General features: G+C 62.1%; 16 protein-coding genes and 1 pseudogene. 11 read left to right on the top strand and 6 right to left on the bottom strand.

What is annotated here, in order from left to right:
* Nucleotides 1-77 precede the first annotated feature (77 nt).
* Nucleotides 78-575 (top strand): winged helix-turn-helix transcriptional regulator, encoded by a 498-nt coding sequence (locus J2045_RS04810; protein WP_307369968.1) that lies wholly within the window; start codon nucleotides 78-80, stop codon nucleotides 573-575.
* Nucleotides 576-580: 5 nt separating this feature from the next.
* On the opposite strand, the gene J2045_RS04805 is transcribed toward J2045_RS04810, so the two are convergent.
* From J2045_RS04805 to J2045_RS04795, 3 genes are all read right to left on the bottom strand, one after another.
* Nucleotides 581-1,384, bottom strand: a complete 804-nt coding sequence (locus J2045_RS04805) for a TIGR02186 family protein (protein ID WP_307369967.1) — start codon at nucleotides 1,382-1,384, stop codon at nucleotides 581-583.
* Nucleotide 1,385: 1 nt separating this feature from the next.
* On the bottom strand, nucleotides 1,386-2,303 hold the full coding sequence (locus J2045_RS04800; RefSeq protein ID WP_307369965.1) for a sulfite exporter TauE/SafE family protein: 918 nt from the start codon (nucleotides 2,301-2,303) through the stop codon (nucleotides 1,386-1,388).
* Between the two features lie 204 nt (nucleotides 2,304-2,507).
* Nucleotides 2,508-6,314 carry a peptidoglycan-binding protein gene (locus tag J2045_RS04795; protein ID WP_307369962.1) on the bottom strand — a complete coding sequence of 1,269 codons (3,807 nt, stop codon included), beginning with the start codon at nucleotides 6,312-6,314 and terminating at the stop codon, nucleotides 2,508-2,510.
* Between the two features lie 393 nt (nucleotides 6,315-6,707).
* Here J2045_RS04795 and J2045_RS04790 point away from each other — a divergent pair, with 393 nt between their 5' ends.
* The 4 genes from J2045_RS04790 (at nucleotide 6,708) to J2045_RS04775 (ending at nucleotide 12,531) form a co-directional block, all read left to right on the top strand.
* A complete protein-coding gene (locus J2045_RS04790; protein ID WP_307369960.1) occupies nucleotides 6,708-8,501 on the top strand; it encodes an acyl-CoA dehydrogenase C-terminal domain-containing protein in 1,794 nt (597 codons plus the stop codon).
* A gap of 163 nt (nucleotides 8,502-8,664) precedes the next feature.
* A complete protein-coding gene (locus tag J2045_RS04785) occupies nucleotides 8,665-9,873 on the top strand; it encodes an acetyl-CoA C-acetyltransferase (protein ID WP_307369958.1) in 1,209 nt (402 codons plus the stop codon).
* Nucleotides 9,874-10,066: 193 nt separating this feature from the next.
* Nucleotides 10,067-10,285: a hypothetical protein gene (locus J2045_RS04780; protein ID WP_307369956.1), complete on the top strand. Its 219-nt coding sequence runs from the start codon at nucleotides 10,067-10,069 to the stop codon at nucleotides 10,283-10,285.
* 32 nt (nucleotides 10,286-10,317) lie between these two features.
* Nucleotides 10,318-12,531: an FAD-dependent oxidoreductase gene (locus J2045_RS04775; RefSeq protein ID WP_307369954.1), complete on the top strand. Its 2,214-nt coding sequence runs from the start codon at nucleotides 10,318-10,320 to the stop codon at nucleotides 12,529-12,531.
* Nucleotides 12,532-12,612: 81 nt separating this feature from the next.
* On the opposite strand, the gene J2045_RS04770 is transcribed toward J2045_RS04775, so the two are convergent.
* Both J2045_RS04770 and J2045_RS04765 read right to left on the bottom strand, forming a co-directional pair.
* On the bottom strand, nucleotides 12,613-13,287 hold the full coding sequence (locus tag J2045_RS04770) for a hypothetical protein (RefSeq protein WP_307369951.1): 675 nt from the start codon (nucleotides 13,285-13,287) through the stop codon (nucleotides 12,613-12,615).
* A gap of 172 nt (nucleotides 13,288-13,459) precedes the next feature.
* Nucleotides 13,460-14,491, bottom strand: a complete 1,032-nt coding sequence (locus tag J2045_RS04765; protein WP_307369949.1) for a glycerophosphodiester phosphodiesterase family protein — start codon at nucleotides 14,489-14,491, stop codon at nucleotides 13,460-13,462.
* A gap of 158 nt (nucleotides 14,492-14,649) precedes the next feature.
* On the opposite strand from J2045_RS04765, the pseudogene J2045_RS23140 reads away from it, so the two are divergent.
* Both J2045_RS23140 and J2045_RS04750 read left to right on the top strand, forming a co-directional pair.
* A pseudogene (locus J2045_RS23140) lies at nucleotides 14,650-15,707 on the top strand (glycoside hydrolase family protein); the annotation flags it as partial.
* Between the two features lie 225 nt (nucleotides 15,708-15,932).
* Nucleotides 15,933-17,405, top strand: coding sequence for a pyruvate kinase (locus tag J2045_RS04750; RefSeq protein WP_307369943.1), 1,473 nt, complete (start codon nucleotides 15,933-15,935; stop codon nucleotides 17,403-17,405).
* A gap of 36 nt (nucleotides 17,406-17,441) precedes the next feature.
* Here J2045_RS04750 and J2045_RS04745 read toward each other — a convergent pair whose 3' ends face one another.
* Nucleotides 17,442-20,948, bottom strand: a complete 3,507-nt coding sequence (locus J2045_RS04745) for a hybrid sensor histidine kinase/response regulator (protein WP_307369941.1) — start codon at nucleotides 20,946-20,948, stop codon at nucleotides 17,442-17,444.
* A 198-nt stretch (nucleotides 20,949-21,146) separates the two neighbouring features.
* Between J2045_RS04745 and mscL the strand changes: the two genes are divergently transcribed.
* The 4 genes from mscL (at nucleotide 21,147) to J2045_RS04725 (ending at nucleotide 25,342) form a co-directional block, all read left to right on the top strand.
* Entirely contained in the window at nucleotides 21,147-21,572 is a 426-nt protein-coding gene (gene mscL / locus J2045_RS04740; RefSeq protein ID WP_166601776.1) for a large conductance mechanosensitive channel protein MscL, read from the top strand.
* A gap of 131 nt (nucleotides 21,573-21,703) precedes the next feature.
* Nucleotides 21,704-22,873 (top strand): pyridoxal phosphate-dependent aminotransferase, encoded by a 1,170-nt coding sequence (locus J2045_RS04735; protein ID WP_307369939.1) that lies wholly within the window; start codon nucleotides 21,704-21,706, stop codon nucleotides 22,871-22,873.
* A gap of 181 nt (nucleotides 22,874-23,054) precedes the next feature.
* Nucleotides 23,055-24,086 (top strand): UDP-glucose 4-epimerase GalE, encoded by a 1,032-nt coding sequence (galE, locus tag J2045_RS04730; protein WP_307369937.1) that lies wholly within the window; start codon nucleotides 23,055-23,057, stop codon nucleotides 24,084-24,086.
* 185 nt (nucleotides 24,087-24,271) lie between these two features.
* Entirely contained in the window at nucleotides 24,272-25,342 is a 1,071-nt protein-coding gene (locus tag J2045_RS04725; RefSeq protein ID WP_307369935.1) for an HlyD family secretion protein, read from the top strand.

The following is a 25,342-nucleotide window of genomic DNA, read 5'->3' as shown; positions in this document are numbered from 1 at the left end:
AAACTGATTGCATATTGAAATCGGTTGATCGGTAGCGCATCTGGTGGCAAGACGCAATCGGTTTTGGGAGAGGCGACATGGAACAGCGCTCGGGCTGCCCGATCAATCTGACGCTGGAAGTGCTCGGTGATCGCTGGAGCCTGATCGTCATCCGTGACGTGATGTTCGGCAATCGCCGACATTTCCGCGAACTGCTGCAGAATTCCGAAGAGGGCATCGCGTCGAACATCCTGGCCGATCGGCTGAAGCGCCTGGTCGCCAACGGGCTTCTCTCCCGCGCCGATGACCCGACGCACAGGCAGAAGGGTGTCTACAGCCTGACGGAGCCTGCTATCCAGCTCGTTCCCATGCTCGCCATGATGGGTGCCTGGGGCAGGAGACATCGCCCGGTCAGTGAGGATTTGTCGATCCGTGCGGAAATTCTCGAGGATGGTGGCCCCGATCTCTGGGAGGCCTTCATGGCTGAGCTGAGGGTGATCCATCTGGGCGCTGAGCGCGAGGCCGGAGCCCGCGACGTTTTGCGCGAGCTCACCGAAGCCTATCTCGAGGTCAAGGCACGGATGAATGCCGTCTAATCCCGTTAGTCCTTCCGGAAGATCAGGCTCGCAGCCCAGCCGGTGATCAGGGCGAGCAGCACGGCAAAGGTGCCATAGGCCAGCGGCTGTTGGTGGGCGGCTTCGGTGATCGCCTCTTCCAGGCCGGTCTTGACGACACGCAGCGGCAGTTCTTTTTCCGCGATGAACTCGCCCGACTTGAACAGATAGGCATGCACCATGTGCACCCCGTTCGGGATATTCGCCGGAAGCCGCAGCGTTGCCTTGAACAGGCTTGACGAAACGAAGCGCACACCACCCGTATCGCGCTGGTAGAGCCCGCCCGACTGTTTCAGGCGGCGGAAGGCATCACGGAATTCACCGAGATTGGCGGCATTGCTGATGAAGCCGGTGGGGGTCAGCGCGACGTGATCAATGCCGATCCCGAGGGAGGTCAGCACATTGTCCTGAGCAATTTCCTCGACCGGTCGCGTGCTCGCCAGCGAATAGGAAATCGGCATCTGCTCGAAGGTAAGCGATGTGCGGTTCACCCAGATCCCGAAAAGGCGCTCCTTGCGGCGCACGGTCGTCCAGTCGCGCGGGCCCTCGAGCGTGACCACAACGTCATACTGGCCGATGGCGAGCAGCAACTGGTCGGTATTGGTGAGCGCCCCGAAAACGGTCAGATCGGCGCCGGAAAAGTCCGACGTAATCGCGATCTCGCTCGTCGAGGTGCCGATGTCGAGGCCTTCACGTTCCGAAAGCTGCGTTGCCAGTGGGTCCTGTGCAGCTGCCTGGGCGGCAAGCCCGGTGCCGAGAATGACGAAAAGGGCGAAGAGCTGCGCTCTCATCTCAGCCTCCGATCGCCAGCGAATAGAAATCGTCGGGGGTGACGATCAGTTCGATCGCGAGACGCACGCCGACAGCGAGGACGAGCAGGCCGAGCAGCGCGCGCAACTGTTCGCCGCGCAGCTTCTGTCCGACGCGAACGCCATATTGCGCGCCGATCACGCCGGCGACCATCAGGATGAAGGCGAGCACGATATCGACGGAGTAGTTGGTCGCCGCCTGCACGATCGTCGTGTAGGCGGTGGTGAAGATGATCTGGAACAGCGAGGTGCCGACAACGACATTGGTCGGGATCCTGAGCAGATAGATCATGGCGGGCACCATGATGAAGCCGCCGCCGACGCCCATGATCGAAGTCAGGATGCCGATACCGAAACCAAGCGCCAGAATCGGGATGACGCTGAGATAGATCTTTGACTTCTTGAAACGCATCTTGAAGGGCAGGCGGTGCACCCAGTTGTGCTGGCCGGGGCGCTTCAGTGGAGCCGGCTCGTTGCGTGCCGCGCGTCGGAGCGCCCGCAGGCTCTCTGCCAGCATCAGCCCGCCAACGGTGCCGAGGAAGATCACGTAGAGCAGCGAGATGATCAGGTCGAGCTGGCCGAGGCGTCTGAGCCAGGAGAATATGTAGACACCGATGGTCGCTCCGACGAGACCGCCGATCAGCAGGACCGTGCCCAGTTTCATATCCAGCGTCCCACGCCGGAAATGCGAGATGGCGCCGGAAACGGAGGATGCGACCACCTGGTTGGCACCGGTCGCGACGGCGACCACAGGCGGGATATTATAGAAGATCAGGAGCGGGGTGATCAGGAAGCCGCCGCCCACACCGAACATGCCCGAGAGGAAGCCGACAGCCGCGCCCATGCCGAGGATGATGAACACATTGACCGACAACTCGGCGATCGGCAGATAGATCGTCACCTCAGGACCTCAAATGCAGGTATCCGCGCTCTCTGGCGCGGTCACGTTCGGGCCTGTGAGCCCTTGCTCTCTCTCATGCTGGGCGGGCGCAAGTCCTTGATCGGACTTGTTCCCGTTCGAATTCTTTCTTGCGCCCCGCAGGCGGCCGAGTCAATTCGACAGCCTCCTTTAAGGCCTCTCTTGCTTCCTTTTGTGACAGCCGTCTCACTTGTTGCGAGCGAGCAGCTCTGTCACCAGCTTGTCCGTCACCTGACCGGTCGGCTGTTCGCCGATCGAGGTCTGGAAGTCCTTGATCGCCGAGACCGTCTTGGCGCCCATCACGCCATCAGGCGTGCCGGCGTCAAAGCCGGACTTGTTAAGGATCGCCTGAATGTTGCGGATCGCCTTCTTCATGTCGACGCTGGCCGTTTTCAGACCCTTGCCGGCCCATTCGTCGGGCGTATTGGCCGAATTGGCGTCAGGGTTCAGCTCCTTGGCCTTCCAGAGGTCGACCTCGGCACGAGCGCGCTCCAGCTGGTCAGGCTTCAGCGCATTGGCCACCTCGTCGCGCTTCTGGGCAGCATCGGTGTCTCCACCCTTGGCCGCGATTGCGAACCATTTGTAGGAGGCGGCCAGATCCTGTGCGGTGCCGTTGCCGCGGGCATTGAGGATCGCGAGGTTGAACTGGCTGTCGGAGACGCCGTATTCGGCGGCCTGGGTGAACCATTCGACGGCCTTGGCATAGTCCTGCACCCCATCCTTGCCGGAGGCATAGATGACGGCAAGATTGTGCATCGCGCTTGCATTACCGGCATTTGCCGCCATCTCATAGTAGCGCTTGGCTTCGCCGATATTAGGCGCGACGCCGGTGCCTTTCTCGAGAAAGTTACCCAGGCGGTACTGAGCAAGGGCGAAGCCCTTGTCGGCCGAGAGACGATACCATTTCGCAGCCTCGGCGAAATCATTCGCGACCCCGCGGCCCTCGGTATAGCGGGCGCCGATTTCGAAGAGAGCGAGCGGATCGCCGTTCTTCGCTGCGATCGAGAGCGAGGGCGGGGTGAGGTCGGCCGGAACGGTGATCTCGGCGATAGGGGTTGCCGGCGCAATCTCTTCGGCTACCACCACTTTCGCGGGCTCCGTCGTCTGCGCCGCAGCTGGCGCAACAGTGCCAGCCTGGCTAGTGGCCGCCGGTGTTTCGAGCGTCTGGACCGGAGCCGTGCTTGCCGGGGCCATGAGCGCGCTGACCGGCGCGGCGTCGCCGGCCTGAATGGAGGTTGCGGTCATATCCGCAGGCAGCGTGGTGGGCTCGTCTGGCATTTCGGCCGGCGGCTCGTCACCGATCGCGTTGACCGGAACGGTCGGGGCGGCGGGCACGATGGATGCCTCTGCCAGAGCCGGAGCCTCCGGGGACGTGGCGAGCGGTGCAGCTTCGCTGCTCTGCTCCGGAGCGACGTCTTCGACGACAGCCGGTGCATCGCTGCGTGTGAGGGTGTTGACCAGCGGCATTGCCATGGCCGCGAGCAGGATGGCGCCGACCGCCATCAGGATCGGCCGGCGGTAACGTGCAAACAGCGACGCCTCGCCCGCCTTCGACTTGGCCTTCACGTCGGCCATCAGCTTGCTGCCTGCCGGTGCGGACTTCTGGGCGCGGTCCATCTCCATGGCGGCGGCCTGGGCGGCGCGGCGTGCCGCAGCAATGTAGTCGGTCCGGTCGCCATTGTCGTCGGACGTTTTCGCCGCTTGCTGGCTGGCGCGCACGCGTTCGAGGATCTTGCGCACATCGGGTGCGCCGGACCCTGGCTCCAGCAACTCGTTGGCGTCATCTGGCGGCAGGGCTTCGACCGGATCAAGCGGTGGCGTCTGTTCGATGGTCTGTCGCGCCTCGACGGCCGGCTTCGCCGCCTTCTTGCCGGGCATCAGCTTCTTCCCAAGGCCTGCGAGCAGGCTCGGTTTTGAAGGCTTCTTGGTCCGCGCGGCATCGATCACCGGCAGTGCCGTCATGGTCTGGGCGAAATCGTCCGCGGCGGCCAGCAGTTCGTCGTCAATCGGATGCGAGGCCTGTTGGACCGGCTCCGCGGCCATGCGCGGAGGCTGGGGCGCTGCGGCGTGGATGTCGCTCACGCGTTGCGGCGGGGTGGTCGCGAGCGGGGCCTGGGCGAAAAGCGGAGCGGGTTCCGGATGATGGAGTTCGTCCAGCCGCCCGGCGATCTGCACCAGCGTGTCGTGCAAGGCCTCGAAGGTGCGATGGGTGCGCTCTTCAGAGTGGCGGGTATAGTCTTCCAGCTGTCTCAGGTGATCGGACAAAGCCGAGAGCGCGGAGATGTCTGCCGAGGCGGCCTGGCTTCCAGCCGGGAAGCGATGGGCAAAATTGGCCATGACAGTCTCGGCCGCCTGGCGTGCAGCCTCGATGATGTATTCATCGCTGGTGGCCACATAGTCTTCGAGCGCGGAGATCCTGCCCGCGACTTCCGGGTCCTGCGGCGACGGCTGGCTGATCAAGGCGGAGAGATGGGCAATCTGGTCTTCGAGACCCTTCAGGCTGGCGCTCTCGCTGACGGGGCCTGTCGAGCTCGTTTCTTCCAGCCGGTCGACGACGGCATTCAGCCGGTCTTCCAGATTGCGAAGCGCGCTGTCGTCGATCATGGCAACTGGGGCGGGCGCATCGAGTTCCTCGATCCGCTGGGCCAGGATTTCCAGCCGGTCGGCAAGGCGATCATGGCCCACGCCGCCGTCCAGCGCATCGATCTTGCGCGAGATGTCCGCGAGGTAGCCGGTGAGTTCCGGGGCCGGAGCGGGCCTCTGAACCTTTTCCAGCATGTAGGACAGCTGGTCGAGGCGCTCTTCGATGCGCACAGCGCCCTGTTCAGCCGAGAGCTGCTCGATCCGCGCTGTCAGAAGCTCCAGCCGCTCGGCCATTTCGTCGGAGGCATCTTGCTGAGGCTGGCGACGGTCGGACAGCGTCTCGATCTGCCGTGCGAGGCCCGAGAGCCGGTCCTCCAGGCGGTGGAATGTGGCAGGGTCATTGCCCGGGCCACTGTTGCGGCTGCCGGCGGCGATCGCCCGGGTGATTTCGTCGAGACGCGTGTCGAGCGAGGCGAACTGCTCCATGACCATGCGTTCGTTCGGGTCGATCTGTGCGCCGATATGCTCAAGCGCAGCTGCCACGGTGACGAGCTTTTCTTCCAGGGCCCGGATGGTCCGGGTATCCCCCATGCCGCCGAGCTGGGACTTTATGTCGTCCAGCCGGTCAGCGATGCGGATGATCTCGTCGCGCATGGCGCCCGTGTCGAGGCCGTCGAGGCGGACTTCCACGTCATCCCAGCGGCGCTCCATGCGACGAACGGAATCCTCGCGGGCTAGGCCGTCCATCAGTGAACGGAGCTCGTTGAAGTCCTGCTGCAGCCCGTCGGTTCCGGGTGCCTTGATGTCTTCGAGCCGCTGCAGGCTCGCGGCGAGCCGAGCGATGTCCTGGCGCATGTCGTCCTGCGGGCGGTTTTCTTCCGCCAGCGTGCGGATAGAGCGCATCTCGCTGCGCAGGCCGGCGATCTCGCGCGACAGGCTTTCGGTGATGTCCTGCTTGAGGTCCTGGCGGAGACCGCTGAGGGCATCCGCAATGTCCTGGCCTGCCCGTGCAGGAGCCGCGACCGGAGTGGTGGTACGCGACGGGTAGGTCGGCTGAGGATCGGCAAGCGGCGGCAGGGGTTGGCGCAGCGGTGCGCGTGCCGGCGACTCGTCGCTCCGGCTGTAGAGGCTGCGTTCGCCACCACGGGACCGGCTTTCTTCCAGCGCGCGCTGGCGCTGGCGGATCTCGGCCAGGGGGTCGGAACGCTGGTCGCGTTCGCTGCGTGCCGGATCGTCGGCACGCCGCCCGGGCAGACCGCGAGGCACGGATTCGTCGAGCCCGCGGCTGCGGGCGGCCTGCTGGCCGATCAGCCCCTCGATTCGCGCCTCAAGCCCTTCGATCGTGCGGCTCAACGCATCCAGCGAGGATGGGTTGCCGGGCCGTTGGGTCTGGGATCGCGATCCGTTCATGGTTCTGCTCGCCTCGATGATGCCGGACGACGCTTGCGTCCGAATGCGTCCGGGTGACCCAATTCGGTTCCGACATGGTGGCCTGACGTTACGGCAGGCAGGCGTGTCGGAATCGCGGATGGATCACCAGCTTTCAAACGCAACCTTTCATGAAACATGGTAAACAAGCCGTTAAGTTTTGCCAAAAAACGGTGAATGGGGGTGAGGCTTTTCTGTCGTCACGCCCCGCGCAAGCGCCTTTCGTTAGAAGCCTGCGATGGAAGAGGAGCACCCTGCGGCTCAGACAAAAATGCCGCGGCTGAAAACTTTGACGTTTACGCGCACGTCAATTATTTGTATAAGCCAGAACAGTCCGATCCCATCGGAACCGAAGTCTTTGGAGGAAGATGACCGATGCCTGTCTACAAGGCCCCCGTGAACGACACGCTTTTCATTCTCAACGACGTCCTTGGTTTGGAGCGGTACAACAACCTGCCCGGCTTCGAAGACGCGACTCCCGACATGATCGAGGCGATTGTCGGCGAGGCGGCGAAGCTCGCGGAAGAGCAGCTTTTCCCGCTCAACCTCTCCGGCGACCAGGAGGGTTGTGTTCGCTCGGATGACGCTTCGGTCAAGACGCCAAAGGGTTTCAAACAGGCTTACGACGCCTATTGTCAGGGCGGCTGGCTCGGTCTTGCTGTGCCGGCAGAGTTTGGTGGTCAGGGTCTACCCTACACGCTGCATTCGGCCGTTGGCGAATACATGTCGTCTGCCAACATGGCGCTGATGATGTATCCGGGCCTCACCCAGGGCGCGATCGCCGCGATCGTCGAGCATGGCTCCGACGAGCAGAAGCAGAAATATCTGCCGAAGATGGTCGAGGGCATCTGGACCGGGACGATGAACCTCACCGAACCCCATTGCGGCACCGATCTCGGCCTGCTGCGCACCAAGGCCGTGCCTGATGGCAACGGCTCCTACAAGATTTCCGGCCAGAAGATCTTCATCTCCGCCGGCGAACACGACATGTCGGATAACATCATCCACCTCGTTCTTGCTCGTATCGAGGGCGCGCCTGAGGGCACCAAGGGCATCTCGCTCTTCATCGTGCCGAAGTTCATGGTCGGCGACGATGGTTCGGTGGGCGCCCGCAACACGGTTTCCTGCGGCGCCATCGAGCACAAGATGGGCATTCACGGCAACGCCACCTGCGTGATGAACTATGACGAGGCGACCGGTTATCTGATCGGGGCCGAGAACAAGGGCTTAGCTGCCATGTTCGTCATGATGAACGAGGCCCGCCTCGGCGTCGGCCTGCAGGGCCTGTCGATCTCCGAAATCGCCTATCAGAACGCCGCCAACTATGCCCGCGAGCGCATCCAGGGTCGCTCTCTCTCCGGCGTCAAGGCGCCCGAGAAGAAGGCCGATCCGATCATCGTCCACCCGGACATCCGTCGCGTGCTGCTGACGATCAAGTCCTTCAACGAAGCCGGTCGCGCCTTCACGCTGTGGACGGCGCTGAAGTCCGATATCGCGCACCGCTCGGGCGACGCCGCTGAAAAGCAGCTTGCCGACGACGTGCTCGGCCTGATGACGCCGATCCTGAAAGGTGTCCTGACCGACAAGGGCTTCGACCATGCGGTCATGGCCCAGCAGGTCTATGGCGGCCACGGCTATATCGAAGAATGGGGCATGAGCCAGTATGTCCGCGATGCCCGCATCGCGATGATCTACGAAGGTGCAAACGGCATCCAGGCGCTCGACCTCGTTGGTCGCAAGCTCGGCCTCAACGGCGGTCGCGCCGTCATGGCGCTGTTCAAGGAAATCGGTGATTTCTGCGAAGAGAACCGCTCGGACGAGAACCTTGCCGCCTACACCAAGAGCCTGAAGAAGGGCCTGAACGACCTGCAGGCCGCGACCATGTGGTTCATGCAGAACGCCATGGCCAAGCCCGACAATGCCGGTGCCGGTTCGACCGACTACATGCATCTCTTCGGCCTCGTCGTGCTCGGCTACATGTGGGCGAAGATGGCCAAGGCCGCCAACGACAACCTGGCAGCAGGATCGGGCGATGCCGACTACTACAAGAACAAGCTGTTGACCGGCCGTTTCTACATGGAGAAGGTCATGCCGGAAACGGCCCTGCGCAAGGCCCGCATCGAAACCGGTGCCGACAGCCTGATGGAAATGGCCGCGGAAGCGTTTTGAGTTTTCCCTTCTCCCCAGCGGGGAGAAGGTGGCCCGTCAGGGCCGGATGAGGGGGCGCTTACGCAATCGGCCACCTCATCGCCTCGCATTCGCTCGGCACTTCTCCCCGCTGGGGAGAGAGGGAAAAATTCCGGCGCCCCCGTGCGCCCAAGGGAGAGAGACGATGACTGAAGTCTTCATTTATGACCACGTGCGCACGCCCCGCGGGCGCGGCAAGAAGGACGGATCGCTGCACGAAGTGCCGACCCCCCGTCTGGCCGCCAAGACGCTCGAAGCGCTGCGCGACCGCAACGGCTTGGACACATCCACAGTCGATGACATCATCTTCGGCTGTGTCGACCCGGTCATGGAAGCCGGCGCCGTGATCCCGAAGGCCGCCGCCTTCGAGGCTGGCTATGACTTCGCTGCCCCCGGCATCCAGATCTCGCGCTTCTGCGCCTCAGGCCTCGACGCGATCAACCTCGCAGCCGGCAAGGTCAAGGCTGGCTCTGATGACATCGTCATTGCCGGTGGCGTGGAAAGCATGTCCCGCGTCGGTATGGGCATGTCGGGCGGTGCCTGGTACATGGATCCCTCGGTCAACTTCCCCGGCTATTTCATGCCGCAGGGTGTGTCTGCCGACCTGATCGCCACCAAGTACGGCTTTACCCGCGACGACGTCGACGCCTATGCCGTCGAGAGCCAGAAGCGTTCCGCCGCTTCCTGGGCCGCCGGCAACTTCGCCAAGTCCGTCATTCCGGTGAAGGATGGCAACGGTCTCGTCATCCTCGCCCGCGACGAGCACATGCGCCCCGGCACCGACATGCAGTCGCTGGCAAGCCTCAACCCCTCCTTCCAGATGCCCGGCGAAATGGGCGGCTTCGAAGCCGTCGCCATCCAGGCGCATCCGGAAATCGAGCGTATCAACTACATCCACCATGCCGGCAACTCGTCCGGCATCGTCGATGGTGCTGCCGCCGTTCTCGTCGGCTCCAAAGCCGGCGGTGAGGCGATGGGTCTGAAGCCGCGCGCCCGCATCCGCGCCTTCACCAATATCGGCTCCGACCCGGCGCTCATGCTGACCGGCCCGGTTGACGTGACGGAAAAGCTTTTGAAGCGCACCGGCATGAAGATCTCCGACTTCGACCTGTTCGAACTCAACGAGGCCTTCGCCGCCGTCGTTCTGCGCTTCATGCAGCATTTCAACGTCGACCATTCGAAGATGAACGTCGCCGGCGGCGCGATCGCCATGGGCCATCCGCTCGGTGCCACCGGCGCGATGATCCTCGGCACGGTTCTCGACGAGCTGGAACGCCGTGATCTGAACACCGCGCTCGTCACGCTCTGCATCGGCGCCGGCATGGGCACGGCAACGGTAATCGAGCGCGTTTGATGGGGTAGGCCCCCTCATCTCAGGCGCAACTTGTTGCGCCGGGCCTGCCGGCACCTTCTCCCCGCTGGGGAGAAGAGGCGTCGCCGCAGCGCTGGCCAATCCTCCTCTCCCCTCGGGGAGAGGGTGGCCGAGCGAAGCGGAGGCCGGGGGAGGGGGCGATCCGCGCCAACAAACCAAGGGAAGTGCGAGCCAGATGACACCGAAGCCTGAGGTCTACGAACGCGAAAAGAACGAGATCGAGCAGCAATATGCGCAGCACAATCTCGAGAGTGATATGGCCGCTGCCTATCGATCCAGTTCTGCCGATACACCGCAGGACCATGCGCGAAAGCTGAAGGCTGAAAATCGCGGACTGATCGTGTTGCTGACTCTCGCTTTTGCAGTTTTTGGCCTGTTCGTCTGGCTGTCATAACGTTGAGAATTCAAGGGAAGAGGAATCCCATCATGACCTACAAGAACTTCACCATCGAGACCGATGCAGACGGCATTGCCCTCGTCACCTGGGACATGCCCGACAAGTCGATGAACGTCTTCACCGTCGAAGTCATGGACGAGATCGAGAAGATCCTCGACCAGACTGTTGCCGATGACGGCGTCAAGGGTGTGGTCTTCATCTCCGGCAAGTCCGCCTTCTCCGGTGGCGCCGACCTCACCATGATCAAGGGCATGTTCGAGACGATCGCCGCCGAGCGGATCAAGGATCCGGCCTCCGCCATGCAGAAGATCTTCGACGCCGTCGGTCGTATGACCTGGCTCTGGCGCAAGATCGAGACCAACGGCAAGCCCTGGGTCTCCGCCATCAACGGCACCTGCATGGGTGGCGCCACCGAACTGTCGCTCGCCTGCCATGGCCGCGTGGCCTCGAACGCCAAGTCGGTGAAGATCGGCCTGCCCGAAGTCAAGGTCGGCATCTTCCCCGGCGCCGGCGGCACGCAGCGCGTGGCACGTCTCGCCAACACGCAGGATGCCCTGCAGATGATGACCACTGGCCAGACACTGTCGGCTGCCCGCGCCAAGGCGATGAACCTCGTGCATCAGGTCGTCGAACCGGGCGAACTGATTAACGCCGCCAAGCAGATGATCAAGGATGGTCTGAAGCCGGTTGCCCCCTGGGATGAAAAGGGTTTCAAGGTTCCAGGCGGCGGCATCTGGACGCCAGCTGCTGCCCAGCTCTGGCCGGCAGCCTCGGCCATCCTGCGCCGTGAAACCGCTGGCAATTATCCGGCTGCGCTCGCCATCCTGAAATGCGTCTATGAAGGCCTGCAGGTTCCTTTCGATACGGGCCTGAAGATCGAGCAGCGCTATTTCACCGAGATCCTGCAGACCACCGAGGCCTTCTCGATGATCCGCTCGCTCTTCGTCTCGATGCAGGAGCTGAACAAGGGCGCCCGCCGCCCCGCCGGTCAGCCGAAGTCCGAGATCAAGAAGGTCGGCGTCGTCGGCGCCGGTTTCATGGGCGCGTCGATCGCCTATGTGACCGCTGCAGCCGGCATCAATGTCGTGCTGATCGACCGTGACATGGAAGCCGCCGGCAAGGGCAAGACCCATTCCGAGGGCCTGGTTGCTGGCGCTGTCGGTAAGGGAAAGCTGACCAAGGATGACGGCGACAAGCTGCTCGCCCTGATCACGCCGTCTGATGACTACGGCACTCTCGCCGATGCCGATCTCGTCATCGAGGCCGTCTTCGAAGACCGCGACGTCAAGAAGGCCGTCATCGAAAAGGTTGAGGCCGTGCTGCCGGAAGGCGCGATCTTTGCCTCCAACACCTCGACCCTGCCGATCACCGGCTTGGCCGGGAACTCCAAGCGTCCGGTCGATTTCATCGGCATCCACTTCTTCTCGCCGGTTGAGAAGATGATGCTGACGGAAGTCATTCTCGGCAAGCAAACCGGCGACAAGGCGCTCGCCGTCGCCCTCGACTATGTCGCCGCGATCAAGAAGACCCCGATCGTCGTCAACGACACCCGTGGCTTCTTCGTCAACCGCTGCGTCCTGCGCTATATGGCCGAGAGCTACAACATGCTCATAGAAGGCGTGCCGCCGGTGATGATCGAAAATGCCGCGAAGTTCGCCGGTATGCCGGTCGGTCCGCTGGCGCTCAACGACGAAGTGGCAATCGACCTCTCCTACAAGATCCTCAAGGCCACAGTCGCCGATCTCGGCGAAAAGGCCGTCGATCCGCGCCACATGGAGCTCGTCGCCCGCATGGTCGAAAAGGAAGAACGCTTTGGCCGCAAGAACGGCAAGGGCTTCTACGACTATCCGGCAAAGCCGGCCAAGAAGCATGTCTGGCCAGGGCTGAAGGACTTCTACCCGCAGCAGAAGCCGGATGACGTCAACGTCAAGACGTTGCAGGAACGCTTCCTCGCGACCATCGCACTGGAAGCCGCCCGCACCGTCGAAGAAGGCATCGTCACCGACCCGCGCGAAGCCGATGTCGGCTCCATCCTCGGCTTCGGCTTTGCACCTTACACCGGTGGCGCCCTGTCCTATATCGACGGCATGGGCGTGAAGACCTTCGTAAGCCTCTGCGAACGCCTCGCGAAGGACTACGGCGCCCACTTCACCCCGACGCCGCTCCTGAAGGACATGGCCGCCAAGGGCGAAACCTTCTACGGCCGCTTCGACCCCTACGGCGAAGCCGCCAAGGCTGCTTAAGCGTAGTCTCTAACGGAACTGCAAAAGGCGGCTCTCGGGCCGCCTTCTCTGTAGCACCGCCTATCCTAAGCCCCAGTCGGATCACTTGGAGCCGAGTTTGCCGAATTGTCCTCTTTTACGAGGGGCATGAAGGGATGGCGTTACGGGAGCAGCTTGCGGCTCAGTCCTGGTCTTTTCTGGAAAGGGTGGCAGAGCCAACAAAACAATCGCGCCATAAAACAATCCGATGGCACTGGTTTCCGCCAATGGCGGCATCGTAACGCCTAGCAACTTTGGCAGGAACACGGGCGCCAGGATGCAGTACATCAAAGCGGGCGGCCAACCGATGTCGCGCAATCTGCCGGAGAGCATCCACAGAAGACCAACGATCGTCAGTGCCGTCAATGTCAGTGCGACCATAGGCTGAAGTGTCATCAGAATTGTTCGTCCAGCCACCAAGGCTGAAGTTCCATCCTGCTCGGTGTTCCCGTTAGTCTTGTTGTACAGGATCGACTTGATCGTTTCTTGCCGAAAGGCCTCGATCTCGGCGTCTGTCGGGCGTTTTCCGGACTTTACGATGGCATCCACTGCTTGCGCTTGGCCTTCGAACATCAAAGGCATATTGCGGTCACCGACTATGACTTTCTGGTTTGCAATATCCGATTTCGGCAAAGGGCGGGGGGCGCTTAGTTGTTGAGCGACCATGTCATGTGGCACCATGCTTAATCGCTCGATGGGTGCTTTTGCGAAATCGAAGGCCACCATGATGAAGATCATGATGACGTAGCCTTTGCGACCGAGTGTGTGGTTCCTGAAGAGTGGCATGATGCAGCCAAATGCAGCTTGCGGATGCACTGATGCTCGCAGGTATCTGTTAAGCTCACATAAGCGGAATACTTAAAATTCTATTCTTCTTGGGCTTGCCAGATATTGGCGCCAAAGCCCTCCCTCAGCTACCGACCATGTAGTTCCTGCGCAGTCCCTGGGCGTCGAGCCATCTTATCACCGCCTCCGGTTCGTCCGTCTGGATGATCGTCACGCCGCGCTCGACGAAGAATCCCCAGACATCCTCGGGACGTCCGGTCGAGAGCGCGAGATAGTCGCCGCGCCCGCCGGCCACCATGCCCTCCGGACGATCGGTGATCGGGTAGGTGTTGACCCACAGATGGGTGTTGTTGCGGATGGCAACCGCACGTGCGAGCGGCGAGAGCAGCGGTCCGCCATCCGTCGTGACGGGCTTCGATGAATCCCGGTACCAATGCACGAGTTCCGCCGCCGGTGCGCTAAGCGCCGATTGCGTGCGGTCGATGAAGGCGGGTTCGGTCACGGCGTCGTCGGCCAGGATCGGCATGAAGGCGATGTCGGGGCCAATGGCGCGGCGGATATCCCGGGCAAGCTGCAGCCGCTCGGCGTTCCAGACCGCGAGCTTAAGCAAGATGCCATCTGGCATGCCGAGGCTGCGGGCGAGATCGGCGACTTCGACCAGAGCCTCGGGCTCGAGCTTGTTGTCGATGTTGATCAGGATGCGGCCACGCGCATGCAGCATGGCTTCTTCGAGCGTAAAGACATGCTCGTCGGTAAGCGTTTGCTCTCCTTCCACGACCAATCGGCAGGACCTCAGTTCTGCATACGTATGGTCTTTCACCTTGCCGCGACAGGTCGTGGTCCGGTCCAGTGTCTCGTCATGCATGATGACAAGCACGCCGTCCTTGGAGCGTCGAACATCGAGCTCGACCATCTCCACCCCGGTGGATGCCGCATGATCGATGGCCACGAACGAGTTCTCGGCCCGGACGATTACGCCATCCTTCTTCCAGCCCGCCCGATGGGCCACGACCATGACATGATCGCGGTTGAGGTTGGCTTGGGTGAGCCGTTCGTGGATGAGTGCCGCCCGGTTGGATGGCGGAATGGGCGCCAGGCTCGCTGCCCCGGTAACGAGCGAGAGCAGGAGGCCAAGGACGAGAACGGCCAGACGCATGAGCAGGGCTCCGATCTTCAATGTCGTTCCCGCCGCATTATGTGCTTTGGGTGAAGCCGCCGTGACGGTTTTCTGAAGCCTCTGTGACAACAGTGAATGGAGCAGGCTTGCCTGCGCTGCCGTGAAGTTAGGCGGGAACAATCCAAATTGAGAAACGCATGACCATGACGACCGGCACACCTGATAGCCACAGGGCCATCGAAATAGATCTGACCGTCAATGCCCTGCTGCATCTGTGGCTGAAGGCCGTGACTCCGAATGAGCCGGGCTCTGTCTCCTTCTACAGCGTCAACGGAAAGTCTGGGGAAGTGCAGGCTGCCAATGCCGAGGAGAACTTGTTTTGCATCTATCAGGTCTTCGGCGGAGGCACGGTGGCGCTGGCCTATGACATGGCGATAACGTCGCTCTCGGTCGCCTACTGGTTCACGCCGTCGGACGTGCTGGAAACGGGCATCACGGTCATCCACACCAATCCGGCCAATGGGCCACCGGATTTTCCCGGCGCCATTATTTCCGCCCGCCCTTCGGCTGGATGAACGATCCGAACGGTTTCGGCCGTTTCGGGGGGAGGACGCATCTGTTTTGCCAGCATTACTCGCATGGCCGGATCTGGAACAACATGCATTGGGGCCATGCCATCTCCTAGGACTACCTGCGCTGGCGTCATCTGCCGGTCTTCCTCTTTCCCTCGGAGGAATTGACCGTTTGGCCCGACAAGCGTGACGGCGCTTTTTCCGGTTCGGCGATCACGCGCACCGATGGGCTGGGCATCCGCGTCTTCTTTACCGAGAAGATTACCGATCGCATTCCCGAGCAGGATATCCAGCTGACGGCGACGTCGGCCTACCTTTTCAGCGCGGGCGCGGCGGAGGTGCTTCTGCCCCGTCGACCGGACGGCGAGGACCTCCCCTTCGATTTCCGCGACCCTTATGTTTTCCGCGGACCCGATGGGGTGTGGAAGATGCTGCTCGGGAGCCAGAGTGCTCAGGACGGTGTTGTTCTGTCATCCGAGAAAGAAGACAACACGGCAGCAGGCGGTTGGACCTATGTCGGCAAGCTCTACACCGAGACCCGGTGTGAGACGTCCGCGCTCGAATGCCGGTGCCTTCCGCCGGTCAACGGCGATCACCGCGACCCGACGACCCGTTGGGCGCTGATCTATGGCCTGATGAATGGCGAAGATAAGGATACGGGCCGGCGAGACCTGACTATGGTTTTCTGGATATCTTCGCCGACGGCGGACGGATTGCCGGGACCAAGCGGATCACGGGTTTCGAACCTGTGCGGGCACTAAGGCTGCTTGCCGAACCCGGCGTCGTCAGCCATGCCGCAGTCTGGTCGCTGAGACTCTCAGTTGGGGTCCGACGATGGGCACTGTCATTGGACTGTCAACAGCCTCGGATTAGGCTGTGCTGAGAGTGACACAGGGCCGAAGATGCAAATGCATGAGCTGACCGATGCTGCCGTCCGAGCAGCCAAGATCCATACCGAAATGACAGCGTTGAAACAGGCCGTCCTTGCCGAAGATCCGAAGCAGTTCGGTTTTACAGCAGAAAGGGATCCCGCGATCGCCAATCTCGGCCACTATCTCGCGCTGCGCCGTCACGACATACGCCCTTTACAGCGACGGCTGATGGCGCTTGGTCTCTCCTCGATGGGACGCCTCGAAAGTCGTGTGCTGCCGACGTTCGACGCCGTTCTCGGCGCTCTGTCCTGCCTTGCGGGGGCTCAGGACAGCGCCACGCTCCTTCCATCGGAAGCAGAGTTCTTTGCGGGCGAGGCTCGCCTCGAGGCCGCAGGTGTGGTGCTCTTCGGCGCACCAGTAGCGCATCGCCGAACGCGGATCATGGTAACTTTGCCGAGCGAGGCTGCCGAAAGCCCGGACCTGATCCTCGACCTTGCAAGGGCGGGCATGGATGTCGCCCGCATCAATTGTGCCCATGACGGTCCTCAGGCCTGGCGTGCGATGACGGCTTTCGTCCGCACGGCGGCCGGCATCGTGGGGCGGGACATCAAGGTGTTGATGGATGTCGCCGGGCCTAAGATCCGCACGGGCGAGGTTGCGTCAAGCCAGAAGAAAGCGCGCCTTCAGCCTGGCGATCGCGTCCGGCTGGTCGCATCAGGTGCGCCACGCATCGACAGCGAGGTGCCGTTTTCGGCAGCAGTCTCCCTGCCCGAAATGGTAACGCGTCTGTCGGTCGGTGATCGTCTGCGTTATGACGACGGCAAGCTGGAGGCGGTGGTAGAGAGCCTTGGCGACGGAGAGGCCGTGATTCTGGTGCGCCGTACCAAGGCTGGCGGCACGAAGCTCAAGCCTGAAAAGGGCATCAATCTCCCGGACACGGCGCTCGGTCTCTCGCCTCTGACCGCAAAGGACGAGACGGATCTCGTCACCGTCATCGAATGCGCCGATCTGATCGGCTATTCCTTTGTCAGCAGGCCGGAGGACATCGACCTGCTGGATGCCGTCCTGGCAAGCCATGGCCGCAATGACCGTCAACTCGGCCTGATCGCCAAGATCGAGCAGCCGCTCGCACTTTCAAACCTTCCGGCCCTCATTGCGCGGGCTCGCCAGAGAGGGCCCTTCGGCGTGATGATTGCCCGCGGCGACCTCGCAGCAGAGATCGGATTTGAGCGCCTGGCGGAGATGCAGGAGGAACTGCTCTGGATCTGCGAAGCAGCCTCCGTGCCATGCGTCTGGGCGACCCAGGTGCTGGAGGACATGGTCAAGGAAGGCATCCCCACGCGTGGCGAAATGACCGATGCCGCCATGGCGGCCCGTGCCGAATGCGTCATGCTGAACAAGGGGCCGGCTGTGGTAGAGGCGGTCTCCTTGCTTGATCGCCTCATGGGCCGCATGAATGATCATGTTTTCAAGAAGACGCCGACCCTGCGGGCCTTGAAGAGTTGGTAAGTACATTCTTACGTATTGGATGCTGCATGGGTGATGTTACTCCGCAGCCGTGCGGCGCTGCGAAGAGATCTGCGTGATGAAGGCCCGCAGCGCGGCCGGCCGGACCGGTTTGTGCTGGAGCGATATCGAGTGCCGCTCCGCCTCGGCGCGCACTTCCGCCGAGCGATCCGCGGTGATCAGAAGCGCGGGCACATCAGCCTGGGTCAGCGCCCTCAGCCTGAGGATCGCGCCGATTCCGCTGCCGTCGCCGAGATGGTAGTCGGCGATGACGAGATCGGGCGGATTGCCGCTCTTCAGCAGCTCGTCCATCTCGGCAATCGAGCCAGCGCATTCGACGGCACAACCCCACCCGGAGATGAGCAGATGCATGCCCTCCAGGATCTTCGGTTCATTGTCGATGCACAGGACCCGGAAGCCCTGCAGAGACGGCGTGGATCGGCTGCCGGAGTCGATGGCAACGACGCCCCTGGTGGCGGGTTTGGCGATCTCGAGCGGCATCACCACCTTGAAGGTCGTGCCCTTGCCCGGCTTGGAATCGAGTTCCACCGGATGCTGCAGCACCTTGGCAATGCGGTCGACAATCGAAAGACCGAGGCCCAGACCGGAAGCGGTCCTCATGCCTTCTTCAAGCCGGGCGAATTCCTTGAAGACAGTGCGGAACTTTGAAGCGGGAATGCCGATGCCCGAGTCCGTGACCTGGATCACCACCTTGTCGCCCTGCCGGCGGGCGCCGACGACCACACGTCCGGACGGTGTGTACTTGATCGCGTTCGACACGAGGTTCTGCACCAGACGGCGCAGGAGCGTCGGATCGGACCGGACCGAGAGCGCTGTGGGCATGACGACGAGCTTCAGGTTCTTCTCCCGCGCCATCGGGGCGAAATCCGTCTCGATGCGCTGCAGTAAGCCATGCAGAGGAACACTCGAGAAGCGCGGTTTCATCGCGCCGGTATCCAGACGGGAGATGTCGAGAACGGCGCCGAGGATGCTCTCGACCGACTCCAGTGCGGAATCGATGTTGCCGACCAGGGCACTGTTGTCCGAATCGCCGAGCCGTTCCACGAGTGACGACGAATAGAGCCGCGCCGCATTGAGAGGCTGCAGGATGTCGTGGCCCGCCGCAGCGAAGAAGCGGGTCTTGCCGATATTGGCCTCGTCTGCTGCAGCGCGCGCTTCGGCAAGCGCATGGTTCACCCGTGTCAGTTCCGCCGTGCGTTCGCTGACCCGTTGCTCCAGCGTCTCGTTTGCCTGCTTCAGAGCCTGGTCCGCCTCGACACGGCCGGTGATGTCGCTGAAGGTGGCCACGAGCCCCTTGTCGGGCATCAGGTTGCATCGCACCTCGATAATCCGCTTGCCGCCTGCCAGTACCATCTGGAAAGGGCTGTCGAACTGATGGAAGCTGCGGATCAGGGATTGCATGCCGCAGGTTGATACGTCGCCGCGCTGGGCGAGAATGCCGATCATGTCGGCAAGCGGAAAACCCACCTGGCCGACATGCTCTGGCAGGTCGAGTAGCGTGCGAAAGCGGCGGTTCCAGATCGTCAGGCGGTCGGACGCATCGAATACGGCGATACCCTGCTCCATTTGCGCCAGAGCCGTCTGCATCATGTCCTGATTGTATTGCAGCGCTTCCGACGCCTGGTCGAGCAGCCAGACCGTATCGGCGGACGGATCCTCCGCCTTCTGCAGGATCAGCGACAGCACCAGACGGGCCGAGGAAGAGCCGATGGCGCTGCCGAGCAACTGTTCGGAGAAATGGATGAACGCCATGTCAGCCGGGCTGTCGTCTGCCAGTTTGCGCCCGACCGTCTGTTCGTAGGAGCGGAAGGATCGCTCCATGCGTTCATTGCCGAGATAGCGTGCGATTGCGGCCTTCAGGTCGCCGACGGCGACGCTGGTCTTCCAGCCGCGTGTCGCGAAGTTGGAGCGCGGCTGCCGTTTGATGAAGATCGCCGATTGGATCCGTTCCACCGGGCGAGGATTTCGGCTGAGCGAGCCGACGACAAAGGCGAGCGTGTTGACCAGCAGGCTGAAGATTGTCGCGTTGACGAGTGGGTCCGCATATTGCGGCTCGAACATGGAAAGGCCCGGCAACAGAAAGCCGAGGACCGCCGATGCGATCCAGGAATGATCTTCTGCCCCCAGGCTTGGCAGGAAGAGCAGATAGGCCCAGACGAAAAACCCGATTGTGAGCCCGGCGATCGCGCCGCGCGCATTGGCGCGACGCCAGATCAGCCCGCCGAACATGGCCGGCGCGATCTGGGCAATCGCGGTGAAGGACAGGAGGCCGATCTTGGCGAGCCCTGTCGTGTTGTCGGCGGAGCGGAAATACACATAGCCAAGCAGAAGGACGCCGAAGATTGCGGTGCGCCTGATGTGCAGCAGCGTCTTGGCGAAATCCTCACGCTGGCTTGGTCGGCCGAGCAGTTTCTGCCTAAGGAAAATCGGCAGCACCATGTCGTTCGAGACCATGATCGCCAGCGCGACCGAGGCAACGATCACCATTGCGGTTGCCGCCGAGAAGCCGCCGATGAAGGTGAGCAGGGAAACGAAGCCTGATCCGGCCTCCAGGGGAAGGGACAGGACATAGAGGTCCGCATCACCGCTGCCGCCGAAGATGAGAATCCCGGCGATTGCTGCTGGTAGAACGAAGATGTTGATGACGATCAGGTAGATCGGCATCAGGATGCCGGCGAGCTTCAGCTCGCGGGGGGTCCGGTTCTCGACAACGGTAACGTGGAACTGCCGCGGCAGCATGATGATGGCGAAGGCCGAAAGGGCAATGAGCAGGATCCAGCGGCTTGCAGGCGTCTCGTGGGAGAGTGCAGCCATGACAGCTTCGCTTTCCGTCGCCTTCTGCCAGAGGTCGGCCGGTCCGTCGAACATCACCCAGATGACGAAGACGCCAAGCGTCCAGAAGGCGACGAGCTTGACCACGGATTCCATCGCGATGGCGAGGATCAGGCCGTCCTGATGTTCGGTAGCATCCGTGTGTCGGGTGCCGAAGACCACGGCGAAGCAGGCGAGAATGAAGGCGACGATGAGCGGAAGATCGATGAAATAGAGATTGCCTGTACCGATCCCGTAGGCTGTGGGATCCATCACCGCGGCAACCGAACTGGAGACCGCCTTCAACTGCAGGGCGATATAGGGAATGATTCCAACCAGATAGATGATCGTGACCAGCATGCCCACGATCGGATTCTTGCCGTAGCGGGCCGCCACGAAGTCGGCGCCGGACGTGATCCGCTCCGTCTTGGCAAGCTCGACTATCCGTCTCAGGATCGGCATGCCGAGCGTGTACATCAGGATCGGGCCGATATAGATGGCCATGAATTCCAGGCCATGCTGCGCGGCCAGTCCGACCCCGCCGAAATAGGTCCAGGAGGTGCAATAGACCGCGAGGCTGAGGGCATAGACCATAGGCCGACCGCCGGATGGAACGCCGTGCAGCCGCGTCTTGCGGTCCCCGTAGCTCGCCACGGCGAACAGCAGCAGCAGATAGCCGAGTGCCGACGCTACAATGATCCAGCCTGGGAACACGTTTTCCTCCTCGACTGCGCCCCTTGGAACCTTAGGGCAAGTCCCGCCTTTTTGAAATCGCTTCCGATATTGACCTTAGTCGATACTCGGCGACGCGTTGTGCCGATTTGCCATTTTCGAAACAGTAAAGATTGATTAACCATGGCGTGGGAACGGCTCTCGCCGGGCCTGATCAGGACCATCTAGGAGCAGGGGCTAATGCTACAGGAATTCAAGACATTCATCGCGCGCGGCAACGTCATGGACCTCGCCGTCGGCGTTATCATCGGGGGGGCCTTCGGCCTGATCGTCAATTCGCTGGTGGAAGATATCGTCATGCCGGTCGTCGGCGTCATCTTCGGCGGCTTCGACTTCTCCAACTACTTCCTGCCACTGAGCAGCAACGTCACGGCCGGCTCGCTCGCAGCTGCCCGCGAACAGGGTGCCGTCTTCGCCTATGGCAACTTCATCACGGTGGTGATCAACTTCATGATCCTCGCCTGGATCATCTTTCTGATGGTCAAAGCCGTGAACTCGCTGCGCAAGTCAATGGAGAAGGAAGAACAGAAAGCCGCCGAGGCCGCGCCGCCGCCAGCCGACGTGCAACTGCTGACCGAGATCCGGGACCTTCTCAAGAGCCGTTGAATATGGGACTGCGACCATTTGCGGGTCGCGGAACCCATCAGCAGGATCAATATCATCCTCACGTAATATCATGGGATTTTTGCCCGGTGATCGGTTAGACATTCCGCACCGATCGAAGGAGTGAAGACCCCATGACCTTGCTGGACAGCCTAAGCCCCCGCGCGCTCGCCGCCCCGGAAAGCGGGATCGTCGAGATCATCAACTACGCGCGCGGACGCGACGGGCTTCTGCCGCTCTGGGCGGGCGAGGGGGATCTTTCGACGCCCGATTTCATCAATCGGGCCGCGAGCGAGGCCCTTCTGGCCGGCGAGACCTTCTACACCTGGCAGCGCGGCATTCCTGAGCTGAGGCAGGCGCTGTCGCGCTATTACCAGCGCCATTTCGCCGTCGACCTGCCGGTCGAACATTTCTATGTCACCGCCTCCGGCATGCAGGCGATCGCGCTTGCGGTCCAGGCGCTGACCTCGCCGGGCGACGAAATGATCTATCTCTCGCCCTGCTGGCCCAACATTGTCTCGGCGATCGATCTCGCCGGCGCCAAGTCGGTCTGCGTGCCGCTCTCCTTCACCGATGGCCGCTGGATGCTCGATCTTGATCGATTGGAAAAGGCCATTACGCCGAAAACCCGCGCGCTCTTCATCAACACCCCGTCCAACCCGACCGGCTGGACAGCGACGCGCGAAGATCTGAAGGCGATCCTCGAAATCGCGCGTCGGCATGGAGTCTGGATCCTCGCCGACGAAATATATGCGCTCTACCATTATGCTGCCGAGGAGCGCGCGCCGTCCTTCCTCGATGTCATGGAGGAGGGTGACAAGGTGATGTTCGCCAACTCCTTCTCGAAGAACTGGTCGATGACCGGCTGGCGCGTCGGCTGGATCGTGGCCCCTCCGGAACTCGGACAGGTCCTGGAAAATCTCATTCAGTATTCCACCTCCGGGGTCGCCCAGTTCATGCAGCGCGGCGCGGTTGTCGCGCTCGACCAGGGCGACGATTTCGTGCGTGAGAACATTGCCCGGGCGACGGCATCGCGTGACATTCTCTGCGATGCTCTGATCGCTACCAACAGGGTGGAGACGCTGAAGCCGGAAGGAGCACTCTATGCCTTCCTGAAAATTGATGGGATCACCGACAGCCGGAAGGCGGCTCTCGACATCGTCGACAAGACGGGGGTGGGCCTGGCGCCGGGAACGGCGTTCGGTGAGGGCGGCCTTCCGTTTCTTCGCGCCTGCTTCCTGCGCAATCCCGCCCAGATCGTCGATGCCGCAGAGCGGTTGAGCCGCTATGTGAAGTCGCTCTAAGACCGACAGGCTTTGGCTCAGCCTCAGCCTTCATTAAAACTTGAGAGAAAACGCTCACATCGACTTAACGAAGAAACCAAATAGATAAGCTCTTTCAGTGCCTTGGGTGTCGCCCATAAGTACTCCGTAAGGTGCTCGTGCTTTTTTGTCCCGATAAGAAAAAACAACGGGAAGAAAAGTCATGGCGATCTTGGTGACAGGTGGCGCCGGGTTTATCGGCAGCCACATGGTCTGGGCTCTCCTCGACGCGGGCGAGGAAGTCGTCGTGGTCGATCGGCTGTCAACCGGCTTCCGCTGGGCGGTAGCGCCGGAGGCACGTTTCTATCTGGGTGACATCGGCAAGCCCAACGTGCTCAAGCAGGTATTTGCCGAGAACGACATCGAGGCGATCATTCATTTCGCCGGCTCGATCGTGGTGCCCGAGTCGATCGCCGATCCGTTGAACTACTACGAGAACAACACCGAAAACACCCGGCGCCTGCTGCAGGCCGCCGTGAAGGCGGGTATCGACAAGGTCATCTTCTCCTCGACCGCTGCGGTTTACGGGCTGCCGGACAAGCCGCTTCCTGTGCGCGAGGACGCACCTCTCCGACCGGAATCCCCCTACGGCCAGTCCAAGCTGATGAGTGAGATGATGCTGCGCGACACCGCGCGCGCTCATGGTCTCTGCTACGTCGCCCTCAGGTATTTCAACGTGGCCGGTGCCGACGTGAAGGGGCGCGCCGGAAATTCGGCGGCCGGAGCCACCCACCTGCTCAAGGTCGCCTGCGAGGCAGCACTCGGCAAGCGATCCGCGATGTCGGTCTATGGCACGGATTACGATACCCCCGATGGCACGGGCGTGCGTGATTACATCCATATCAACGACCTCGTCGACGCGCATCTACAGGCCTTGACCTACCTGCGCAGGGGCGGCGGTCCGCTTGTCGCCAATTGTGGTTATGGCAAGGGTTACTCGGTTCTCGATATCGTCGAGGCGGTGCGCCGTGCCACGAATGTCGACTTCAGGGTGGACTACGCCCCCCGGCGCCCGGGTGATGCACCGCTGGTGGTGGCGGATTCGACGTTGGCCAAGCAGGTTCTCGGCTGGGTCCCGCGCTACAACGACCTCGGGGTGATCGTCGATACCGCGCTGTCATGGGAGCGTCGCCTTGAGGAACTGGCAGCGCCCGACATCAAGGATCTTCGCCGCCGGCTCGCCAGCGGTTTCTGAATTCGCAGTTTGTTGCGCCAGAGAGACACCGCCCCGGCTCGCCGGGGCGGTGTTTTTTGTCGACGCGAATGTTGTCGCCCATAGCAATCTCTAATTGACGCAGATCAAGTTCGGCGCGCGTGTTGCCCAGTATGAATCGCCAGAGGACGCTGGCGATTGCGTCCGTCGGATCGCGGAGAACGGGTATGGCGAAGCGTCAGGGCGGCTGGCTGGCCGCATTGGTTTTGATCGTGGCGGGTGGTGCCGCCTATTTCGGCTGGAAGACCTATGAGGGTGATGGCCTTCCCGCCAACATCGCCCATGGCAACGGTCGCATTGAGGCCGTTGAGATCGACATTTCCACGAAAACCGGCGGAAGGGTCAAGGAGATCCTGGTCGGCGAGGGGGACGTGGTGACGACCGGACAGGTGCTCGCCGTCATGGATACGGACCAACTCGATGCGCGTCGACGCCAGGCAGTGGCGGAACATCGCAGGGCCTTGATTGGTGTCGATACCGCCGGGAGCGTTGTCGCTCAGCGCGAGGCCGAACGCGAAGCGGCGCTGGCGACGGTGGCGCAGCGTGAGGCGCAGTTGAATTCGGCGGAGACGACGCTGGCCCGCACGGAGCGCCTCATGGAAAGCCGCACGACCAGCCAGCAGGTGGTCGATGACGATCGTGCGGCCACCGCGAGCGCCCGCGCGGCGCTTGCCGCAGCCAAGGCTCAGGTTGCAGCCTCGGAGGCCGCAATCGGTGCGGCCCGCGCTCAGGTCATCGACGCCGAAGCGGCTGTCGCTGCGGCCGCTGCAGCGGTCGAGAGCATCGAGGCCGACATTGCCGACAGCACCTTGCGCTCGCCCCGCGACGGACGCGTACAGTATCGCGTGGCACAGCTCGGCGAGGTTCTCGGTGCGGGCGGGCGCGTTCTCAACATCGTCGATCTCTCCGATGTCTATATTGCCTTCTTCCTGCCGACGGCAGAGGCCGGCCAGATTGCCCTGGGCAGTGAGGCACGGATCGTCCTTGATGCGGCACCTGCCTATACCATTCCGGCAAAGGTCAGCTTTGTCGCCGATGTCGCGCAGTTCACGCCGAAGACTGTCGAGACCGACGAGGAACGGGAAAAACTGATGTTCCGTGTCAAGGCACAGATCCCCGAGGTCTTGCTCAAGAAATACATTCAGCAGGTCAAGACGGGGCTGCCGGGGATCGCGTATGTCAATCTGGATCCTGCAGCCCCCTGGCCCGAAAGCCTGACGACGACTTTGGTGCAGTGA

Origin of the sequence: Peteryoungia aggregata LMG 23059 (assembly GCF_030814435.1) — a bacterium.
GTDB classification, from domain to species: domain Bacteria; phylum Pseudomonadota; class Alphaproteobacteria; order Rhizobiales; family Rhizobiaceae; genus Allorhizobium; species Allorhizobium aggregatum.
This window is presented reverse-complemented; position numbering and strand designations above follow the sequence as displayed.